This window comes from Chitinophaga sp. 10T418, assembly GCF_056394125.1.
This window is the reverse complement of sequence record NZ_JBFTHG010000008.1, coordinates 258032-275566: the sequence shown is the minus strand read 5'-3', so window position 1 is coordinate 275566 and position 17535 is coordinate 258032. Positions and strand designations below refer to the sequence as shown.

Here is a 17535-nt window from a genome sequence, read left to right as displayed (position 1 = left end):
TTTTTTCGTACCTGTATAAGCACCGTTCATCCTTCCTATTGCACTGAAAGTACCTGCTGACGCCATTTTATGGTTACTTACCCTCCGTTGCTTCAAAATTGTTTCATCCATGCCAAAAGAGGGAATGTACATTCTGCAACCGGGTACGTCCATTATCCGGAGGAAGTTATTACAGGATAAGTACTTTGGATTTTCATTTTTGTTCAGGACAGTTCATATATCGTAAAATCAACCAACTATTGTATGAGAAAGTCATGTTTATTTATCCTCCTATGCATGTCCGGCATCTCCGCCTATGCACAGCAGGTTTTAAAGGGAACCGTGAAAGATGCGGTATCCCACCAGCCAGTCCCGGGAGCTACCGTAAAAGTAATAGGAGCTGCCAAAGGAGCTACAACCAATGATAAAGGAGAATTTGAACTCAACGTGCCAGCCAACGCACAACTGCAGATTACCTCTATTGGCTTCGAAAATGTGGTGATAGCCGCCAGTCTGATCAAAGCAGGACCAATCATGATGCGCATCAAGGCCATCAGCTTAACCGATGCCGTAGTAGTGGGTTATGGTACCTTACAAAAATCCAATGTCACTACCGCCATTTCTACGGTAAAAGCCGATGCCTTATCTCCGGAGAAAAACATTGCCAGCGATTTCGGAAAAGCGCTGACAGGCAGAGTAGCCGGCGTATTTGTGGCGTCCAAAGACGGAGGCCCCGGCGGCACACCTAATATCCTAATCCGTGGCGCACAATCGATCAGCGCCACCAGCACCAATCCCCTCATTGTAATCGACGGACTGATTGTTGAAGGCAACACGATCTCTATTAATAACATTAACCCGCAGGATATTGAATCCATAGAAGTATTGAAAGATGCGGCGTCAGCAGCTATATATGGCGCGAGGGGATCTACCGGCGTGATCATTGTTACCACTAAAAAAGGAAAGATGAACTCCAGGCCAGCTTTAAATATTAACATGTATACCGGGATCAACAATGTACCTACCTCCCGGCATATGCTCAATACAACGGAATACACTGCTGCATTTAACGACGCGCGCAATAACCGTATTGGCGATATTGATGCAAAACTGGCCGATCCCGGCAGTCTCACCCCTGCAGCGATCAGCCAACTGAAAAATGAAAAAAACACACTGCAAAGCCAATTGAATGGCCTTAAAATGGCCGACCGCAGCACCGACTGGCTGGATCGCATCAAAAACAAAAATGCACCCGTTACTAATATACAAGCCAGCATGAGCGGCGGCGGTGATAAAAACAATTATTACATGTCGCTCGGCCGCTATACCGAAGCTGCTACCATGGGCACCGGCAACTTCGAAAGATACACTGGCCGCCTGGACCTCACCCAGCAAGTTAACAACTGGCTGAAAGTAAACGGGAACATCAACATTACCCAGTCTGTCAGAAAAAATATCAGCAGCCCGTTAGTCACCGCTTTCAACGCCAGGCCTGACACCCCGGAAGACCCTGTACTCAATCCCGACGGATCACTGGGCTATTATGTAGGCCAGCAACAGCATCCGCTGGGGGTAATGATGGATAATAATAACAAAGATAAAAACAACGTATACATCGGTAGCTTATCCGCAGATGTGAAACTGCTAAATGACTTGTCCTTCCGATCCTCTTTTAATGCCACCAAATTCAATGATCTCGCTACCACCTTTTACCCAGCTTCCGGCTACCTGGGTGCTTTTAACAAGGGTACCTTCAAAAACCTTGGGGTAGATAATTTCTCCTATAACTTCGATAACTACTTCACCTATACGAAAAGAGTAAGCCGACTGGGTATCAACGCCACCCTTGGGTATACCTTCTATAGTAACGAACTGAATAGCTTCGGTTATGATCTCAACGGCTTCCCTAAAATTGATGGTATTACCGGCGGCGCCGCTGGTGCCGCTTACGGCAGTACTTTCAATATTGGCAGCTACAATGTCAACAACAAAGAAATATCCGATGCCTATTTCCTGCGTACCGGCTTTGACTGGGAAGGTAAATACCTGCTCAATGCCTCTATCCGCCGTGATGGTTCATCCAAGTTAAATGCCGACAACCGCTACAGCTGGTTCCCTTCCATTTCCGGTGGCTGGGATATCGCCCGCGAAAACTTCCTCGCCGGCAGCCGTTTCGTCAACCAGCTGAAAATCCGCAGCAGCTATGGTATCAGCGGCAACATCCGCCCATTGGGATACTTTGACGCACAAAACCTGCTCACCGCCACTTCTTACATGGGCAATTCTGCGCTGATGCTCGGCACCACCGTAGGTAATCCCAACATACGCTGGGAACGCACCAAACAAGTGGATGCAGGTATCGATGTTGCCCTGCTCAACAACAGGCTTACCTTCACGGCAGACTACTACAATAAAACCACTGATGGTTTAATGAGTAGTAATAACATCTCGTATATCTATGGCGCTGCCAGTATTCCGGATAACATCGGCAGCATCCGCAACTATGGCGCAGACCTGGAACTGGCCCTCAGCAGCCGCCCCGGCACCGCCTTCTCATGGAAAGTGGAAACCAATATGAACATCAACAGGAACTTATTGGTGTCACTGAAAGACTCTCTCACTACTTATGGTGCTTTCGTTTTTGGAGGTCCTATGACCAAAGCCAAAGTAGGACAATCACTCGGCTCTGTGCAGGTATATGAATCAATGGGCGTAGATCCGCAAACCGGCGACATGATCTATAAAGACCAGAACAAAGATGGTAAATGGGACAGCAATGATATGATCACCGTCCCTGTGGCATTGCCCAAATTCACCGGAGGTACCAATATCACCCTGTCTTACAAAAACTTTACCCTATCTGCATTATTCAATTATGTGGTGGGCAACAAAGTATATGACTTCTATGAACAAACATTACGCAACTATGATATCGACTATTACGGTGTAATGCCCAACAAATTTGATATCATTAACAACCGCTGGAAACAAAAAGGAGATATCACTACTGTACCAAGAGCCATAGTAGGTATGCATGGCGCCGGCCAGACCAGCGACTGGAACTATAGGCCATCGACACAATTTGTATATGACGCCTCCTATGTTCGTTTACGTAACCTTTCCGTAAGCTATGAACTGCCATCCACCCTGCTGGATAAAGTGAAAGTTAAACGGGCACGCATATACGCATCTGCGCAAAATGTATTCACAATTACCAAATACATTGGATTTGATCCGGAAGCAGCCAGCAATACCGGCATTGTAAGTTCCAACACACCGAATCCGCGTGCGACTGTTATTGGTATAGATCTTTCATTTTAATCCGCCAACACATGAAACAACATACTTTATTACATATCGCGGCTATCATCACCATCGGCTTATCTGCCTGCAGTAAGCAACTGGATGAAGTAGCCCCTAATACCAAAATTGCCTTCTCTCAACTCAACAAAAACAACCTGCCACTGGTGATCAATGGCGCCAAACTGGCCCTCACCAATAACAATGCGTTTTACCTGTATTACGGATTGCAGGATGTTATGAGCGATGACTTTCAATCACTGAGTTTTCCTACCTATGAAGCAAACAACATTGCTTCTAATGATAACTCACTGGTAACCGCTTATAAACAGCCTTACCAATGCATCGCCAACGCCAATATGGCGATACAATATGCACAGCAGTTTTCCGGCGACAGCAGCATCAGCGCCACACTGGGCGAAGCCTACCTGTTACGTGCTTTTTCATACATGCTGCTCTCTGAATACTTCGGCGATGTGGTCATCATAAAAGGAGAGGAAGATCCGAAAAGTCGTCCTCCACGCAATCCCATAGCAGAAGTAAACCAGCTGATTGAAGCAGACCTTAAAAATGCCATCAATCAGTTGCCGGCCTATACAACTGCAGTGAGTGGATCTAAACAGGGTGCGCAACTATTACTCGCCAGGTTTTATCTGAACCTGGGCAGGAATGATGAAGCACTAGCCATGGCCAACGCCGTGATCAGCTCCGGCAAATTAAGCCTGCAATCCAATTTCGGAGATATTTTCAAGTCAACAGTGAACAGTCCCGAAGCCGTGTATAAGATCAACGAAACCAGCACCAGTACATTTTATGGCATGCCGGCTTTATACCGACAAGGCGGCAGCGGACAGGCTGGTAGTGGTAATACCTGGGCCGACAGCAACCTGGTAAAATCATATGAACCAACAGATATCCGCCGCAGCTACTTCATTCGTACCAAAGGCGGTTCGATAGTAGATACAGTATACTTCCTGGGTAAATTCCCATCAGAACTTACGCCTTCGTATGTGGTATGCCGTTATAGTGAAGCTTTCCTGATTGTAGCCGAAGCAAATGCCCGTAAGGGAACTGTGGACGTGACTACTTACAATCAGCTGCGCACTGCCCGCAAAGCCAGTACAGTAAGCAATACAGACTTTGCTACACCCGCCGCTTTTCTCGCAGTCATTGAACAGGAAAGAAGAAGAGAATTCATAGGCGAAAGGTTGAGATGGAGCGATATGCAGCGCTTTGGCAAAATGAACAACTGGCTGCAATCATTCGGGCAGCCTATTACACATGCACTGATGCCGATACCATCAAGGGAATTTTTCATTAATCCTGACTTGTCGCAAAACGCCGATTACAGTAAATAAAAACGGAAATCAATTATATTTAAACTAATAACGATGAAGAAAACAGTCTTAAAATTTTGCGCACCGCTGATGCTGTTAGCAGCCCCCGCAGCCCTGATGGCACAACAAAACAAAATAGTGAAAGCCGTTACCGTAACCGGTAGCGTTGAATTCACCGACCCAAAACAGGAAGTCAATAAAGTATTCCTGTCGAAAGACAACCCGAAAGGGAAAGCAGTGGTAGTAGACTCCTGCGTGGTAAGCAAAGACAACACCTTTTCTTTTAAAATCAAACAAGACCATCAGGGCATCTATATTATCAATGCTATGAACTGGGACCGCGCCACCTTCTGGAGCGATGCAGATGTAAAAGTGGCCATGAGAGGTTACGACACTGCCAGGTACAAAGTGAAGGTTCCCCATTACAACTATGTAGATGGGTCCTATGACAACAATTTCATCAATCTTTCTGAACTGAATTCTGAATTCAATTATCGCCGCATGATTGATGAATACAACATGGAATATTATTCCAAAAAGGCCACCGACACTACCTGGTATGCCTATATGAAAAATACAAAGAAGTATAATCCACTAAATGAGGATTATAAAATACGGCAAGAAGTACTCGTGAAGGCATACGCAGATCGTCCGGTAATGGTATATGCACTTCGTGGCATGGCAGGCACAGAAGCAGGCGAAAAATACGATAAGGCCATGAAGATGCTGGACCTGCTGATCGCCCGGTATCCCTGGTTAACAGAAGCCAAACAATTAAAGGAAACCATTATCACCAATAAGGCACAGGCCATGCGTCTGAAAAGCGGTCAGCCTATGCCATCCGTGAAATATCCTGATGCCAATGGCCAACTGGCAGGACTGGAAAAATACAAAGGCAAATACCTGCTGGTGGATTTCTGGGCTAGCTGGTGTGGTCCGTGCAGACAGGCCATTCCTAAAGTAAAGGAACTGTATGCAAGCTATAAAGACAAAGGATTTGAGGTAGTAAGTATTTCTATTGACACCGATAAAAATGCGTGGAAAAAAGCGATGAAGGAAGAGGACATGCCCTGGGAACAAATGCTGAGTGATAACAAAGACAAAACAATGGAACAGTTCCAGTTCTCTGGTATCCCTACCATGTATCTCGTAGATAGCGAAGGTAAAATCATGGAACGTTTTACCGGATACAGCGATGAAGCAGCCGCTAAAATAAAGGAAAGTCTGAATAAAGGCACCAAGGCAGCACCAGCTAAACAGGCAGCATCCATTCCAATGACCAGTTTCTAAAGATCATACACCAACCATGAAAAAACACATCCTGATGATGGCCTGCAGCTTGCTGCTGGCCTCTTTTCACCCGGCAACCGCACAAAAAAGTTATAAGATAACGGCTAACATCAAGGGGCAGGGCGACTATCGCCTGAGCTTATCTTATGTAACAGCAGAAGGGCATAAAATGGATACTGTGATCTCCCGCAACGGCGATGAATTCACTTTTTCCGGCAATGTTAACGAACCCGTGATCGCCACTTTTGCTTCCCGTCATCCGGGATCCAGATTTGAATTGACCAAAGGAGGGATGTTCATGCCGGCGCCCAACCTGGAAATTATACTCTCTGATAAAACAAATATACAGGTAACAGGTGATGCGGAAGAGTTATACAAAGCCACGATAAAAGGCGACAAAGCGAATGAAGAAATGAACGCGCTCCGGCAGAATGAAATGTCACTGGTGGGGAAAGTCTGGGAGCTGCGCAAAAAAGCGGCGGGTATCCGCAAGCCGGAAGACAGCACCGCCAAAAAAGCCGTGATCGCCGAAATGCTGGCAACCGCCGATCAGCTCACGGCCATGCACAAACAGTTCGTGGCAGCTCATCCCAATTCATTTGTAAGCGTGATGCTGCTGTCGAGAATGCAAAGTGATTATGATGCTACAGCGTATGAACAGGCTTATAAAAAGTTGAGCGACACTTACAAGACAACCTACCTGGGTAAATACCTGGCTTCCCGGATATCCGGCGCTAAAGCCACCAGCGAAGGTGCTGCTGCGATTAATTTCACCAAAAAAGATAACCACGGAGAGCCGTTCACGTTATCTTCTCTCAAAGGAAAATATGTGTTACTCGACTTCTGGGGTAGCTGGTGCGGTCCATGCAGGGCAAGTCATCCTCACCTGAAGGAAGTATATGCCAGGTACAAAGACAAAGGCCTGGAAATTGTAGGCATTGCAGATGAAAAATCCAGTAATCTGAATGACGCAAAAGCTGCATGGCTAAAAGCAATCCAGGATGATGGCATCAACTGGATACAGGTGCTTAACAACTACGACAAAGCCACCACTGACCTGGCCATGTCATATGGTATTACCGGCTTTCCTACCAAAATACTGCTGGATAAAAACGGCAAAGTATTATTCAAATTAGTAGGTGACGGCGGTGACGAACTGGATCAGAAATTAAAGGCCGCACTGAGCTTATAAAAAAACAGGGTGTACCAGATCACCGGTACACCCTTTTATCGTAAGCCCCCTCAGGCATTACCGTTATGTTATTTCACCGGTTTCAACTCCAGCACTTTCACCTGCAATGGCGCCAGTTCTATCGTGATGCTGGCTTCACTATCCATCTCTCCGGCTTTTACGTTGTCTATCACATTAAAAGCGGCAAACTTGGCCTTATAGTCCGCCGGCAACTCCAATACCTCTTTCAAACGGAACCTAATTTTTCGCGGTGCTGCAGATGGATTCCTCCAGGTGAGCGTGGCTTCTTTATGATTCCATGCCGCAAAGCCATACACTTCTTCCTTACCGGGATCGCCACCTATCCAGTGTATATCGGACAAAACATCGCGGTGCCTCTCAGACCACTTCATGCCTTTAGCCAGTACATTCCAGGCGGCAGTACTCATCAGGTGAGGATTAATATACAATTCCTGCATACCGGTACCGTTACCGAAAAACTCCCAGATGTCTTCCGCCAGGCCCGCATCATCGTTGGCAAAAGATGCACCCAGCCCATTCTCATTATTCACTACAATGCCATGATACATCAGTGCATTGAGCGGATATAAGCGGGAACGTTGCACCACATTTTTATATACTTCCGCATCGCGGTAATTGATCCATTGTTGTCTTTTAGTGCCCACACCCTGTACACCCATATCTTCACCGGCACGCCAAATGGCATCGCCATAATTGAGCCAGTAAGGAGAAGGCCAGGTACCTACCGTGAGATTAAAAAACAGATCGGATTTTATTTTACGCAGATCTGTGATCACACGTAAAAAAGATTCCACATCTTTGGCATACTTCTCTCCTGCCCCGGCAGCACCATTACCGGCACCTACCCCATCAAATTTAAAACTGATCACACCCTGATTTTTTACAAATCCTTCCGTGAGCTTTTTAAAATAGTCGAAGTAGTGCGGATCAGCCAGACTTAAGCCGTTATCATTCGGCGTAAATGGCAACTGCAGCGTTTTAATGCTGGCCAGGCGACTGATCTTTTCTTTATCATAACCACCCCAGGGTGATACCCATACTCCCATGGCCGATTGGTACTGACGGGCCAGCGCATCCATCTTCTTAAAACCATTGGGCAACTTACTGCTGAAATACCAGAGTCTGTTATAATCATCCCAGCCACTGTCCCATAAAAAGGCGCTGATCTTTGCTTTGCGCTTTACTACCAGGCTGTCGCCAAACATTTTAATCCGGTCCATGGCATTGGCCTCCGTAATTTCCCGGCCATCATACCCTACATCATACCAGGAGTTATAATGCGGGAAAGCACGATAAGGTACTGCCCTTACTTTTTCGAGGTAAGATAGAAAACCCCGGCGAAGTTGCTCCGCAGGCGTAATCCCCCAGGCTACACTGATATCAAAGCCGTCAGTGGAGCGCAGTGTGGCAGATGCGGCCACCCCACTTCTGGTAGCAGTAGCACTCACCTCATTCTGCGCCATCGGGTGCTCCAGGGCAAAAAACAGGTTACCTGCCAATATCGGAGAGCCATCTACAGTACCGGAAAGCAGGGGGTGATACACAGCGGGAATATTGACCAATGATAAATCCGTAATTGCATGCTTCGGATCCACGATATGAAAATGTTGCTGGATAAAATTACAATCATCGTGCAGGGAAATACGCCAGCTGATTGTGATACCGTGTGCTTTATTGGTGAGCCCGAAAATCAGCTGCTTTCCCGGCAGGCGGTCAATTAACTTCACCGCATTGGGTATCGCTGCAATAGCGCCCGCATCGCGGGTGCTGATCGTAAAATCAGCCGGCAGCAACAAGGTGCCATCGTTTAGTTTCAACGCAAATAAACTATTCTTATCAAAATCTATTGCTTTAGACAACAGCTTATCCCGGAAAGTAACATAACCAGACTGCTCACTTATCGACCCGAAGTTTACCTCCAGCACATTATTCTCCAACACGTATTTATCGGGTAAAACGATTGCTTTAGCCGGGGCTTTACCTGCATAAAATACCTGTGCGGGCAACGATTGCTGTATAGTTAGTAAAAAGAGTACGATCAGTATTCTGCTGGTGAAAATGCTTTTCATAGAACGTCTGTTGAACAGAGGATAATGTTAGCTGATTTTAGCGAAAAATACTGACACAAACGATTGCGTGAATTAACCGGCAATAAACGGTTTTTAGTGTAATTGTCCTGATATGCCACTGTATTTGTCGCTTTCGCCCCGTATACTCAAAATATATCCGTGGTACATTTACAGTACATCAAACCGTCTACCATGGAACCATATACTTTAGAACGCGATGTGGAGGTGTTTTATGTGAAAGCCTCCTCTTTTCCGCAAGGCATTAAACCCGCCTTTGAAAAGCTGGCAGCTTTACTGCCCGATATACAGGACAGAAAACTTTACGGTATTTCACGGCCGGAAGGTGGCAGTGAAATCATTTACAGGGCAGCTGTAGCCGCTCAATCTCCCGGAGAGGGCGCAACCTATGGTCTCGATAGCTTTATTATCAGGAAGGGGGTTTATATGGGTGAAATCCTGTTGAATTATGAACAGGACCTGCCCAAAGTCAGCCAGACATTTGACAAGTTGCTGCAAACGCCCGGTCTGGATCCCCAGGGCTACTGTGTGGAAGACTATCTCAATGAAAAAGATATACGCTGTATGGTGCCGCTAGCTTTTAACCATTAGCTTTTAGCTTTTAATAAATGCAGCGCAGATGGTGTTATGTTGAGCTATGCTATATTAACCGAATGTTGTTTACACATTTTCCTCTTCTAATTACGATGGCAGGGGGAAATAATGTTACCAAATTCGCGATGCGCCAATCTGGTAAAAAAGGTGCTGAGTATACACCCAGCACCTGTATAGGATTAGAATAGTTGTTATTTATAATTTCTCTTTCTTCCTGATTTCCGCAAACAACGCCTTAAAGGTATCCACATTATCCTGTGTGCCTTTACGCACGCCTTTGCGGTTATAATACCCGTCAATAAACTCCTTTGTATTCACCCACATGGTTTCAAACACGCCTGGCATTCGTTCCGATAAGGTACGCGAAAACTCCGCCATCAGTGCATTTTTGCGGGCGGCATAAACCTGGTCCAACTGTGCCAGCGCCACGGATGTTTTAGCACAGGCAGATGGCAGCACCTGGAATCCTTTGATCGCAAAGTAGGCAGGCGTAGGCGGCGCGTCTTCATACTTCCAGTCACAGATCATAATATCTTTCGGTATCATATCTATCGCCCTGGCGGTATTATTCATGCTCGCCTGCCAGGCCAGCAGGTTCGTTTCTTTTCCATCTATCAGGCGATCACTCCACATCCACATCTGGCATTTTTTTTCTTTGAGATGTTGATGCAATGCATTTACGTAGCCCGCAAATAGTTCCGCCGGATCTTTACCACCACAGCGCGGACATTTATTATACCCGATGATCCAGGCTTCGTCCAAACCTACATGAAAGGCATCTGCTCCACACACATCGATCAGTTCATCCATCAAAGGAAAAATGACTTTGAACAAATCCGGATGCAGAGGACAAACACATTTGCTATAGAAGTCGAACATCCCACCATCTTTCCATGGCACCGGCGGATTATAATCCGGTGATTCATCGAACTGCGGATACTTTTTCAACAATGGTCCTATTTCCGTTTGCTCCGACTGATGTGCCAGCAGGTTCATGGTCGGAATAAACCGGATACCCGCTTCCTTACAGGCTTTCACAATCTGTTTCAGATCGGATTCCGAAATAGCATTCCGTTCTGCCACTTCCGGATCAGCTTTAAACTGGTATACATACTCAATCCTCAACGCCAGCGTGTTCACCCCTTCTGCCACCAATGCTTCTTTGATGAAGCGGCACAGCAATGGCACGTCCTGCGAAGCCGGCACACTGAGCAGCAGTCCTTTTACCGGGAGTACATTCCATTTAAACGGAGCCGGTTGCTGCGATTGGGCCATCACCGGCAGCCACAAGAGCCACAAAACGGCCAGGATATGTTTTAATCTTTTCATTTTTATTCAGCGGTTACTTTACGGATACGATTATTGTTTCTGTCCAGCACATATACAGCCCCGTTCTTGTCGATCGCAACACCGGTAGGTGCACTAAACATCGCGGCAGCGCCGGCGCCATCTGCAAATCCTGCAGTGCTGCCACCAATATAAGTAGTCACATTCCACGTATTGGCGCTGATCATACGGATACATTGATTGCTGTTTACCACCGAACCATCTGATGTGCCATTACCAGCAACATACAGGTTGTTGGCGGCATCAACTGCAATACCCCAGGGATAGTCGAAACGGGAAGCTGTGCCGGGGCCATTTACCAGGCCGGTTTGATTGGCGGCACCACCAACAATCGTCGGCGCCCAGGTATCTGCTGCGAATTTTTTGATCAGGGAGCTTCCATTCTCTGTCACAAATAAATTGCCTTTATCATCTACGGCTACATCAGCGGGATAACTGAGGCCCTTGATAATCTCTTTGGCATCGCCTGCCGGTGTTACCTGGAAAATGCTGCCTGCAGCGCGGGCGTTGGCGTAGTACATTGTTCCATTGCGTTTATCAATACCAATGCCCCAGGCTTCTCCCCAGGCTATCAGTGATGTGGTACCATCCGGTGTAATTTTGCGAATGGTCCAGTCGGCCGGATCAGCCACGATTACATTGCCATCTTTATCTGTAACAATATCCAGAGGAAGAGAGAACTGCGCAGTGTTTCCTTTACCTTCCACATAGCCGCCGGCACCGTTGCCTGCCAGTGTAGTCACCGTTCCATCAGGCGCTATTTTCCGTACACGATGATTGTCGGCATCTGCCACATATAAATTGCCATTGGCATCTACATCCATACCGCATCTTTTACCAAAATTAAAAGAGGAGAAAATACCTTTGCCATCAGAAAAACCAGCTACACCATTACCTGCAACCGTACTTACTTTGTAAGAAGATATATATCCGAAGTCTTTGGTGGTGGTAGCAGTTTTTCCATTAATAGTCACCGTGATTTTACCACTACCCGCTTTTTCTGGTATCACGATCAGGATATGATCGCTGATAACCCCTTCTATCAATGCTTTCCTGCCATTCACAGTTACACTTACACCAGTGGTATCCGTACTGAAATTGCTGCCGTAAATTAATACTTCCGTTCCTGCGGCACCTGTTTCCGGAGTAAATTTATCAATCACCACCGGGGCATTGTTGTCATGTACAAAGCCCTTGTCTTTTTTACAGGCAGCGGCCGTGCATAACAGCATCACTATCTGCAAACGATATAATATAGTTTTCATCTGTTATTTTTTTAGTGAGACAGTTACGTTATTACCAACCCGGATTTTGTGTAAAGCCAGGGTTCTGACTGCTGACTTTATCCATTTCGCTCTGCGGAATAGGCAACCAGTAATTCCTGGCAGCATCAAACACTCTTTTCTCAATTACCGGATATGAATATGTAACATTACCGCTACCGGAAAGAGCTACGCCGTGTACCTCTTTGTTATCCACTTGTGCGGCTATTTTCCAGCGGCGTACATCCCAGAAACGATGATCTTCCAGTGCCAGTTCTATTCTCCTTTCGTGACGGATCTTTGCCCGCAGCGAGGCCTGGTCACCACCACTGATGGATGGCATGCCTACCCTGCCACGGATGGCATTCAGCGCATTGTATACGTCTGCACCAGGGCCTGCCGCTTCATTCTGCGCCTCCGCATAATTGAGATACAGTTCTGCCGTTCTGATCAACACCCATTTGCGATCGGTACCACCGGAGCCGGAAAATAAATCTACCGAAGGGAGCAGGTATTTACGTGGCCAGTAGTTGGTAGCTATCTGCCCGGAGCGTGGTGCGTCAGCACCGTTTGGATCCAGTACTTTCCCTTTCCAGCTGCAACCAGGATATAAAATGGTAGCATAAAAACGCGGATCCCTGCCTTCATAAGGTCTTTGCGCGCTGTAGCCGGAAGCAGGATCAGTAATTGGTAAACCGGTGGTCTTCATTTCATAATCATCTACCAGCTCCTGTAAAGGGGTAATGTTTCCATAGCCATTGGCACTGCGGGGATTCATCTCCCGGTCTATGCCGCCATCACCAAAAGCACCGGGCGCACCACGGCTCCAGATTACTTCTTTATTAAAATACTGCGTAAAAATATCAGAGTAGTTATCATACAACGTATAGCCGTTCATAACAGCGGTATCCAATGCTGCCCTGCAGGCTACTGCTGCTTCCTGCCAGCGGCCGGATTCATTACCAGGATTAAACAACGGGCTTGCATAAAACAAACGTACCCGTCCTTCCAGTGCCATGGCAATCATTTTAGAAGCACGCCCCCAGTTAGAAGGACGATCGTTATACGTTACCGGCAATAATGCAGTGGCTTCTTTCAGATCACTCAGGATACTGGCAGTTACTTCCGGAATGTTGTTGCGCTTAAAGTAAATACCGGATGGATCGTCGAATGGATTTTTTTCACTCAGCAACAACGGCACACCACCCCAGGTACGCATCAGTTCAAAATAATAGTATCCGCGCAATAACAACACTTCTCCCCTCAACCGGCTACGGCGTTGCGGATAGTTAGGGTCCTGCGGTATCATATCATAGTTGGTGAGAAATTTATTACAGGCACGGATTTTTCCATAGAAACTGGTCCACAGGTCGGCCATTGGAAAATTAGCCGGGCTCATAGATCCTGTATTGAAATTACCCGCGTCCGGATAGGAGGCAGAGTTATCACTCGCCTGGTTGGTTTCATCGGTAGCACTGCTCAAGCCCCAGCCCGAACCGGGTTTAAACATATTAGGTAAACTCTGATAAATGGTATTTACAAAGCCTTCTGCATTTTCAATATTTGAAAATACTTCCTTTTCGGTGATCAGGTCACTGGGCTTTCTGTCGAGAAAATTTTTCCCGCAGGCAGTTACACACATCATCAGTACTGCCGTAATCCCTGTTTTTATTAAAGTATTTTTCATCATTATAATTTATCCCCGTGATTAAAGATTGATGGTAATACCAGCGTTAAACACCCGCATAATCGGATAAGGCTGCCAGCCCCAGCGGCCACCGGTATTGGATTCAGGATCTATGCCCAGGTCTTTTACATTATCCCAGGAGATCAGGTTCATGCCATTTATATAAATGCGGGCATTCTTTATCTTCACTCTTTTCAGCAAATGAGCGGGCAAGCGGTAACCTATTTCTGCATTCTTCAATTTGATGTAGTCTGTTTTCCGGATCCAGTAAGAAGAGCTGATAAAGTTGTTGGACATATTGCTTTCCGATAAATGCAGGGCCGGAAAAGTGGCATTGGCGGCATTCTCCGGTGTCCACCGGCCCTCATGTATCGGGCGATAGCTTTCCCTGTAGTTGGCCGTCAACTGTGAAGAAAAAATCTGGCGACCGCCAGCTGCACCCTGGAACAATACACTCACGTCTATCCCTTTATAGTCTATCCCGAAGGTGGCACCAAAGTAATTGGTAGGCACATTCAGCATAGGAAGCATCACCCGGTCTGCCTCATCTATTTTATTATCCCCGTTGATATCCTTGTATTTGACATCACCCGGTATCAGCGGAGCAAATGTTTGTTTAGGACTTTTATTGATTTCATCCTGACTCTGGAACAGCCCTTCTGCAATATATCCCAGGTCATAACCAATCGGATGTCCTACCTTACTTTGGTAAGGATAGGCCAGCTTAGGTTCATCCTGTTCCAGGATTTTATTCTTCACATACTGGTAGTTTACTTTCGCAAAAACACCTACCGGTCCTGCATTGGTATACATGTTCAGTTCTGCTTCTATTCCCCTGTTCTGAATGCGGCCCATATTCCTGTTCAGTGAGGCGGTAATACCCATATATCCTGGAATAGTGCCGGCAGCTACCAGGATATCTTTACGTAGTTCATTAAAAAGATCTACTGAAAACTTCAGCTTATCTTTCATAAAGCCTGTTTCTATACCCAGGTTTGTTTTGGCGGCCTTCTCCCAGGTGATAGCAGTGTTACCCACCCTGTTTTCGTAATATCCACTGGTACCGGAAGCCACACTACCAAAGGTAAATCCACTACCACGGGCGTAATCAGACACATATAACCAACGTTCTCCACCTACCTGGTCGTTACCCACATAACCATGAGAGAACCGCATTTTCAGGAAGCTGAATAACGATTGATCTTTCATGAAATTTTCATTGCTCAGCACCCAGGCAGCAGATAAGGCCGGAAAAAATCCATATCGCTTGCCGGGAGGAAAGTTTTCAGATCCATTGTAACCTGCATTGAATTCCAGGTAATACTTCGTGGCATAATTGTAAGCGATGCGGCCAACGAAGCCTTCATATACCCTTGGCAGATTACCTGACTGAGAGCGGTAGTTACGGTTAAAGAGGAACAATCCACTGAAGGCATGTTTCCCGAAATCCCGGTCATACATTAGTTTCAGGTCGTAGTAGTAATACCTTTCTCCACTGGAAGCGCCGGAACGCTGTAAGCTGGTGGCTTTACGGTGTTGGGTATACGTACCTTCCCCACCAGGTACTGATTTATAGCGATAGGAATCAAATTCCTGATCCAGTGCGAAGTTGATATCCCCGTAGTTTTCAAAGGTAAAGAGTCCTTTTACTTTCAGACCTGGTGTAATGAAATCCAGTTTGCGGGTAAGTGCCACACTACCATTGGTACTGTGCCAGTAGGCATCCAGGTAGCCATTCCGGGTAATCAGGCCATATGGATTGTAGAAGTCTTCCCGCAATGTGCCGGATGCAATGCTGCCATTGGGATTCAGCCGGGGAGTAAGCCGGTTGGTCATCTGTGAAAGCACCACGAAGAAAAATTCATTGCTGCCCCTGTCACCGGAAGGACTCGTTCTGTTTTCCAGCCGGGAAGCCAGATCTACCTGCAGGTCGGTATTTTTATCCAGCGTAATATCTACGTTGGAGCGGAAGTTGAAACGGTCGTATTTATATTTGACGCCGTAAATATTTTCATTAGCACGGTTGTAGATAGGTTCCTGCCGCAGGTAAGAGCCGGAAACAAAATATTTCACATATTTGGATCCTCCTCCGATATTAATATTCAGGGTTTTCTGAGGTGAATTTTTCCGGATCATTTCACTGTACCAATCCGTGTTGGGATAATCATAGGGCTTCAATCCTGTTTTATAATATTCCAGTTCCTGATCCGTAAACACTGCAGGCATGCCATCATTTTTAGCGGCTTCATTTTCCAGTACACCAGACTCATAGGAGCTCAGAAAGCGGGGGAAATTAGTAGGCTGCTGCAACGCATACTGCATGTTTACCTGGATATTGGGAGGACCATCTTTACCACGTTTGGTGGTGACCAGCACAATGCCATTGGCTCCCTGAATACCGTATAATGCAGTAGAAGAAGCATCTTTCAGGATAGATACTGATTCTATTTCATTAGGATCCAGCTGACCAATGTTGGCGTCTCCCCTTGGTAAACCATCAATGACCACGAGTGGATTGGTAGCACCGGTAGTGCTGATACCACGGATGAACAACTGCGCATCATCACTGCCGGGTCTGCCGGAGTGCTGGGCAGTGATCAAACCGGGTAGTCGTCCTGCCAGGGCATTAGACAAATTGGCTACCGGGCTTTGTTTGAGTTCTTTGGTTTGTATACTGGATACCGCACCGGTAATACTTTGCCGGGTTTGCTTTTGTCCGTAACCCAATACCACTACTTCATTCAAACCTGCCTCTGATGGTTTCAGCCTGATCACAGGTAGTTGTGTATTGCCTTTTACCGGTACCTCTTTCGGCTCATATCCCAGGTAGGAAATGAGCAGGATGCCGTTTTCAGGGACCGTTATTTTAAAGTTGCCATCTACATCTGTAGCGGTTCCTTTGCTGGTACCTTTCAGCTGAATGCTGACCCCAGGCAGTTCCTGGCCATTTTCTGCCATTACCTTACCCGTTACCGTTATATCGGCCGCGCTCTCGGAAATAGCTACCAGTCCTCCTTCCAGCATTTTGTAGCGGAAGCTTTTGGCCAGCACCTTATCCAGGATCTCCGGCAGCGTGGCTTCTTTGAAGTTAACATCCACCTTTTCATCTTTCGGAAAAGTTTTGTAATTGTACAGGAAGCGGTATTCACTTTTTGTTTCTACCCACTCCAGCAGCTTATGCAAAGCTATCTGCCGGCTGTTAAGCGAAAACCTGCTTTGTGAATGCACATCAGCACGCACCTGTAGCATGAAAACAGTAATCAGGATGAGGCAAAGCTTCATACACAAGAATATTTTTCTCACTAAATAGTTGGAAAGGGCTGTTTTTAAACACAGCGTTTTTTTCATACATTTGAATTGAACGTTAGACATTTGAAACAATGAAAATCCCGCACGGACTAGTTGTTTCGTTCCATGTTTGACATTTAAAGGGAAGTGT

10 protein-coding genes are annotated in these 17535 nt (G+C 46.4%); 5 read left to right on the top strand and 5 right to left on the bottom strand.

Annotated elements, in window-relative coordinates; translation table 11 throughout:
* The first annotated feature begins 243 nt into the window (after positions 1-243).
* Genes AC1DCV_RS23745 through AC1DCV_RS23730 form a run of 4 tightly spaced genes read left to right on the top strand, consistent with a single transcriptional unit; the run spans position 244 to position 7098 of the window.
* Complete coding sequence (locus tag AC1DCV_RS23745) at positions 244-3300, top strand: SusC/RagA family TonB-linked outer membrane protein (protein ID WP_477025480.1); 3057 nt, start codon at positions 244-246, stop codon at positions 3298-3300.
* Between the two features lie 11 nt (positions 3301-3311).
* On the top strand, positions 3312-4637 hold the full coding sequence (locus tag AC1DCV_RS23740; protein ID WP_477025479.1) for a RagB/SusD family nutrient uptake outer membrane protein: 1326 nt from the start codon (positions 3312-3314) through the stop codon (positions 4635-4637).
* Positions 4638-4670: 33 nt separating this feature from the next.
* Positions 4671-5906 (top strand): TlpA family protein disulfide reductase, encoded by a 1236-nt coding sequence (locus AC1DCV_RS23735; RefSeq protein ID WP_477025478.1) that lies wholly within the window; start codon positions 4671-4673, stop codon positions 5904-5906.
* A gap of 16 nt (positions 5907-5922) precedes the next feature.
* The gene (locus AC1DCV_RS23730; protein ID WP_477025477.1) at positions 5923-7098 is read left to right on the top strand and encodes a redoxin family protein; all 1176 of its coding nucleotides are present in this window, start codon (positions 5923-5925) and stop codon (positions 7096-7098) included.
* A gap of 68 nt (positions 7099-7166) precedes the next feature.
* Here AC1DCV_RS23730 and AC1DCV_RS23725 read toward each other — a convergent pair whose 3' ends face one another.
* Positions 7167-9188, bottom strand: coding sequence for a hypothetical protein (locus tag AC1DCV_RS23725; RefSeq protein WP_477025476.1), 2022 nt, complete (start codon positions 9186-9188; stop codon positions 7167-7169).
* 192 nt (positions 9189-9380) lie between these two features.
* Here AC1DCV_RS23725 and AC1DCV_RS23720 point away from each other — a divergent pair, with 192 nt between their 5' ends.
* Positions 9381-9797, top strand: a complete 417-nt coding sequence (locus AC1DCV_RS23720; protein WP_477025475.1) for a hypothetical protein — start codon at positions 9381-9383, stop codon at positions 9795-9797.
* Between the two features lie 198 nt (positions 9798-9995).
* On the opposite strand, the gene AC1DCV_RS23715 is transcribed toward AC1DCV_RS23720, so the two are convergent.
* The 4 genes from AC1DCV_RS23715 to AC1DCV_RS23700 are packed head-to-tail and all read right to left on the bottom strand — an operon-like array spanning position 9996 to position 17378.
* On the bottom strand, positions 9996-11129 hold the full coding sequence (locus AC1DCV_RS23715; RefSeq protein WP_477025474.1) for a family 20 glycosylhydrolase: 1134 nt from the start codon (positions 11127-11129) through the stop codon (positions 9996-9998).
* A gap of 2 nt (positions 11130-11131) precedes the next feature.
* On the bottom strand, positions 11132-12412 hold the full coding sequence (locus AC1DCV_RS23710) for an IPT/TIG domain-containing protein (protein ID WP_477025473.1): 1281 nt from the start codon (positions 12410-12412) through the stop codon (positions 11132-11134).
* Between the two features lie 31 nt (positions 12413-12443).
* Positions 12444-14096, bottom strand: a complete 1653-nt coding sequence (locus AC1DCV_RS23705; RefSeq protein WP_477025472.1) for a RagB/SusD family nutrient uptake outer membrane protein — start codon at positions 14094-14096, stop codon at positions 12444-12446.
* 21 nt (positions 14097-14117) lie between these two features.
* The gene (locus AC1DCV_RS23700; protein ID WP_477025471.1) at positions 14118-17378 is read right to left on the bottom strand and encodes a SusC/RagA family TonB-linked outer membrane protein; all 3261 of its coding nucleotides are present in this window, start codon (positions 17376-17378) and stop codon (positions 14118-14120) included.
* Positions 17379-17535: the final 157 nt, after the last annotated feature.

Coding starts and splice junctions, on each gene's coding strand:
- AC1DCV_RS23745 (WP_477025480.1), top strand. CDS start 244: ATGAGAAAGTCATGTTTATTTATCCTCCTATGCATGTCCGGCATCTCC.
- AC1DCV_RS23740 (WP_477025479.1), top strand. CDS start 3,312: ATGAAACAACATACTTTATTACATATCGCGGCTATCATCACCATCGGC.
- AC1DCV_RS23735 (WP_477025478.1), top strand. CDS start 4,671: ATGAAGAAAACAGTCTTAAAATTTTGCGCACCGCTGATGCTGTTAGCA.
- AC1DCV_RS23730 (WP_477025477.1), top strand. CDS start 5,923: ATGAAAAAACACATCCTGATGATGGCCTGCAGCTTGCTGCTGGCCTCT.
- AC1DCV_RS23725 (WP_477025476.1), bottom strand. CDS start 9,188: ATGAAAAGCATTTTCACCAGCAGAATACTGATCGTACTCTTTTTACTA.
- AC1DCV_RS23720 (WP_477025475.1), top strand. CDS start 9,381: ATGGAACCATATACTTTAGAACGCGATGTGGAGGTGTTTTATGTGAAA.
- AC1DCV_RS23715 (WP_477025474.1), bottom strand. CDS start 11,129: ATGAAAAGATTAAAACATATCCTGGCCGTTTTGTGGCTCTTGTGGCTG.
- AC1DCV_RS23710 (WP_477025473.1), bottom strand. CDS start 12,412: ATGAAAACTATATTATATCGTTTGCAGATAGTGATGCTGTTATGCACG.
- AC1DCV_RS23705 (WP_477025472.1), bottom strand. CDS start 14,096: ATGAAAAATACTTTAATAAAAACAGGGATTACGGCAGTACTGATGATG.
- AC1DCV_RS23700 (WP_477025471.1), bottom strand. CDS start 17,378: ATGAAGCTTTGCCTCATCCTGATTACTGTTTTCATGCTACAGGTGCGT.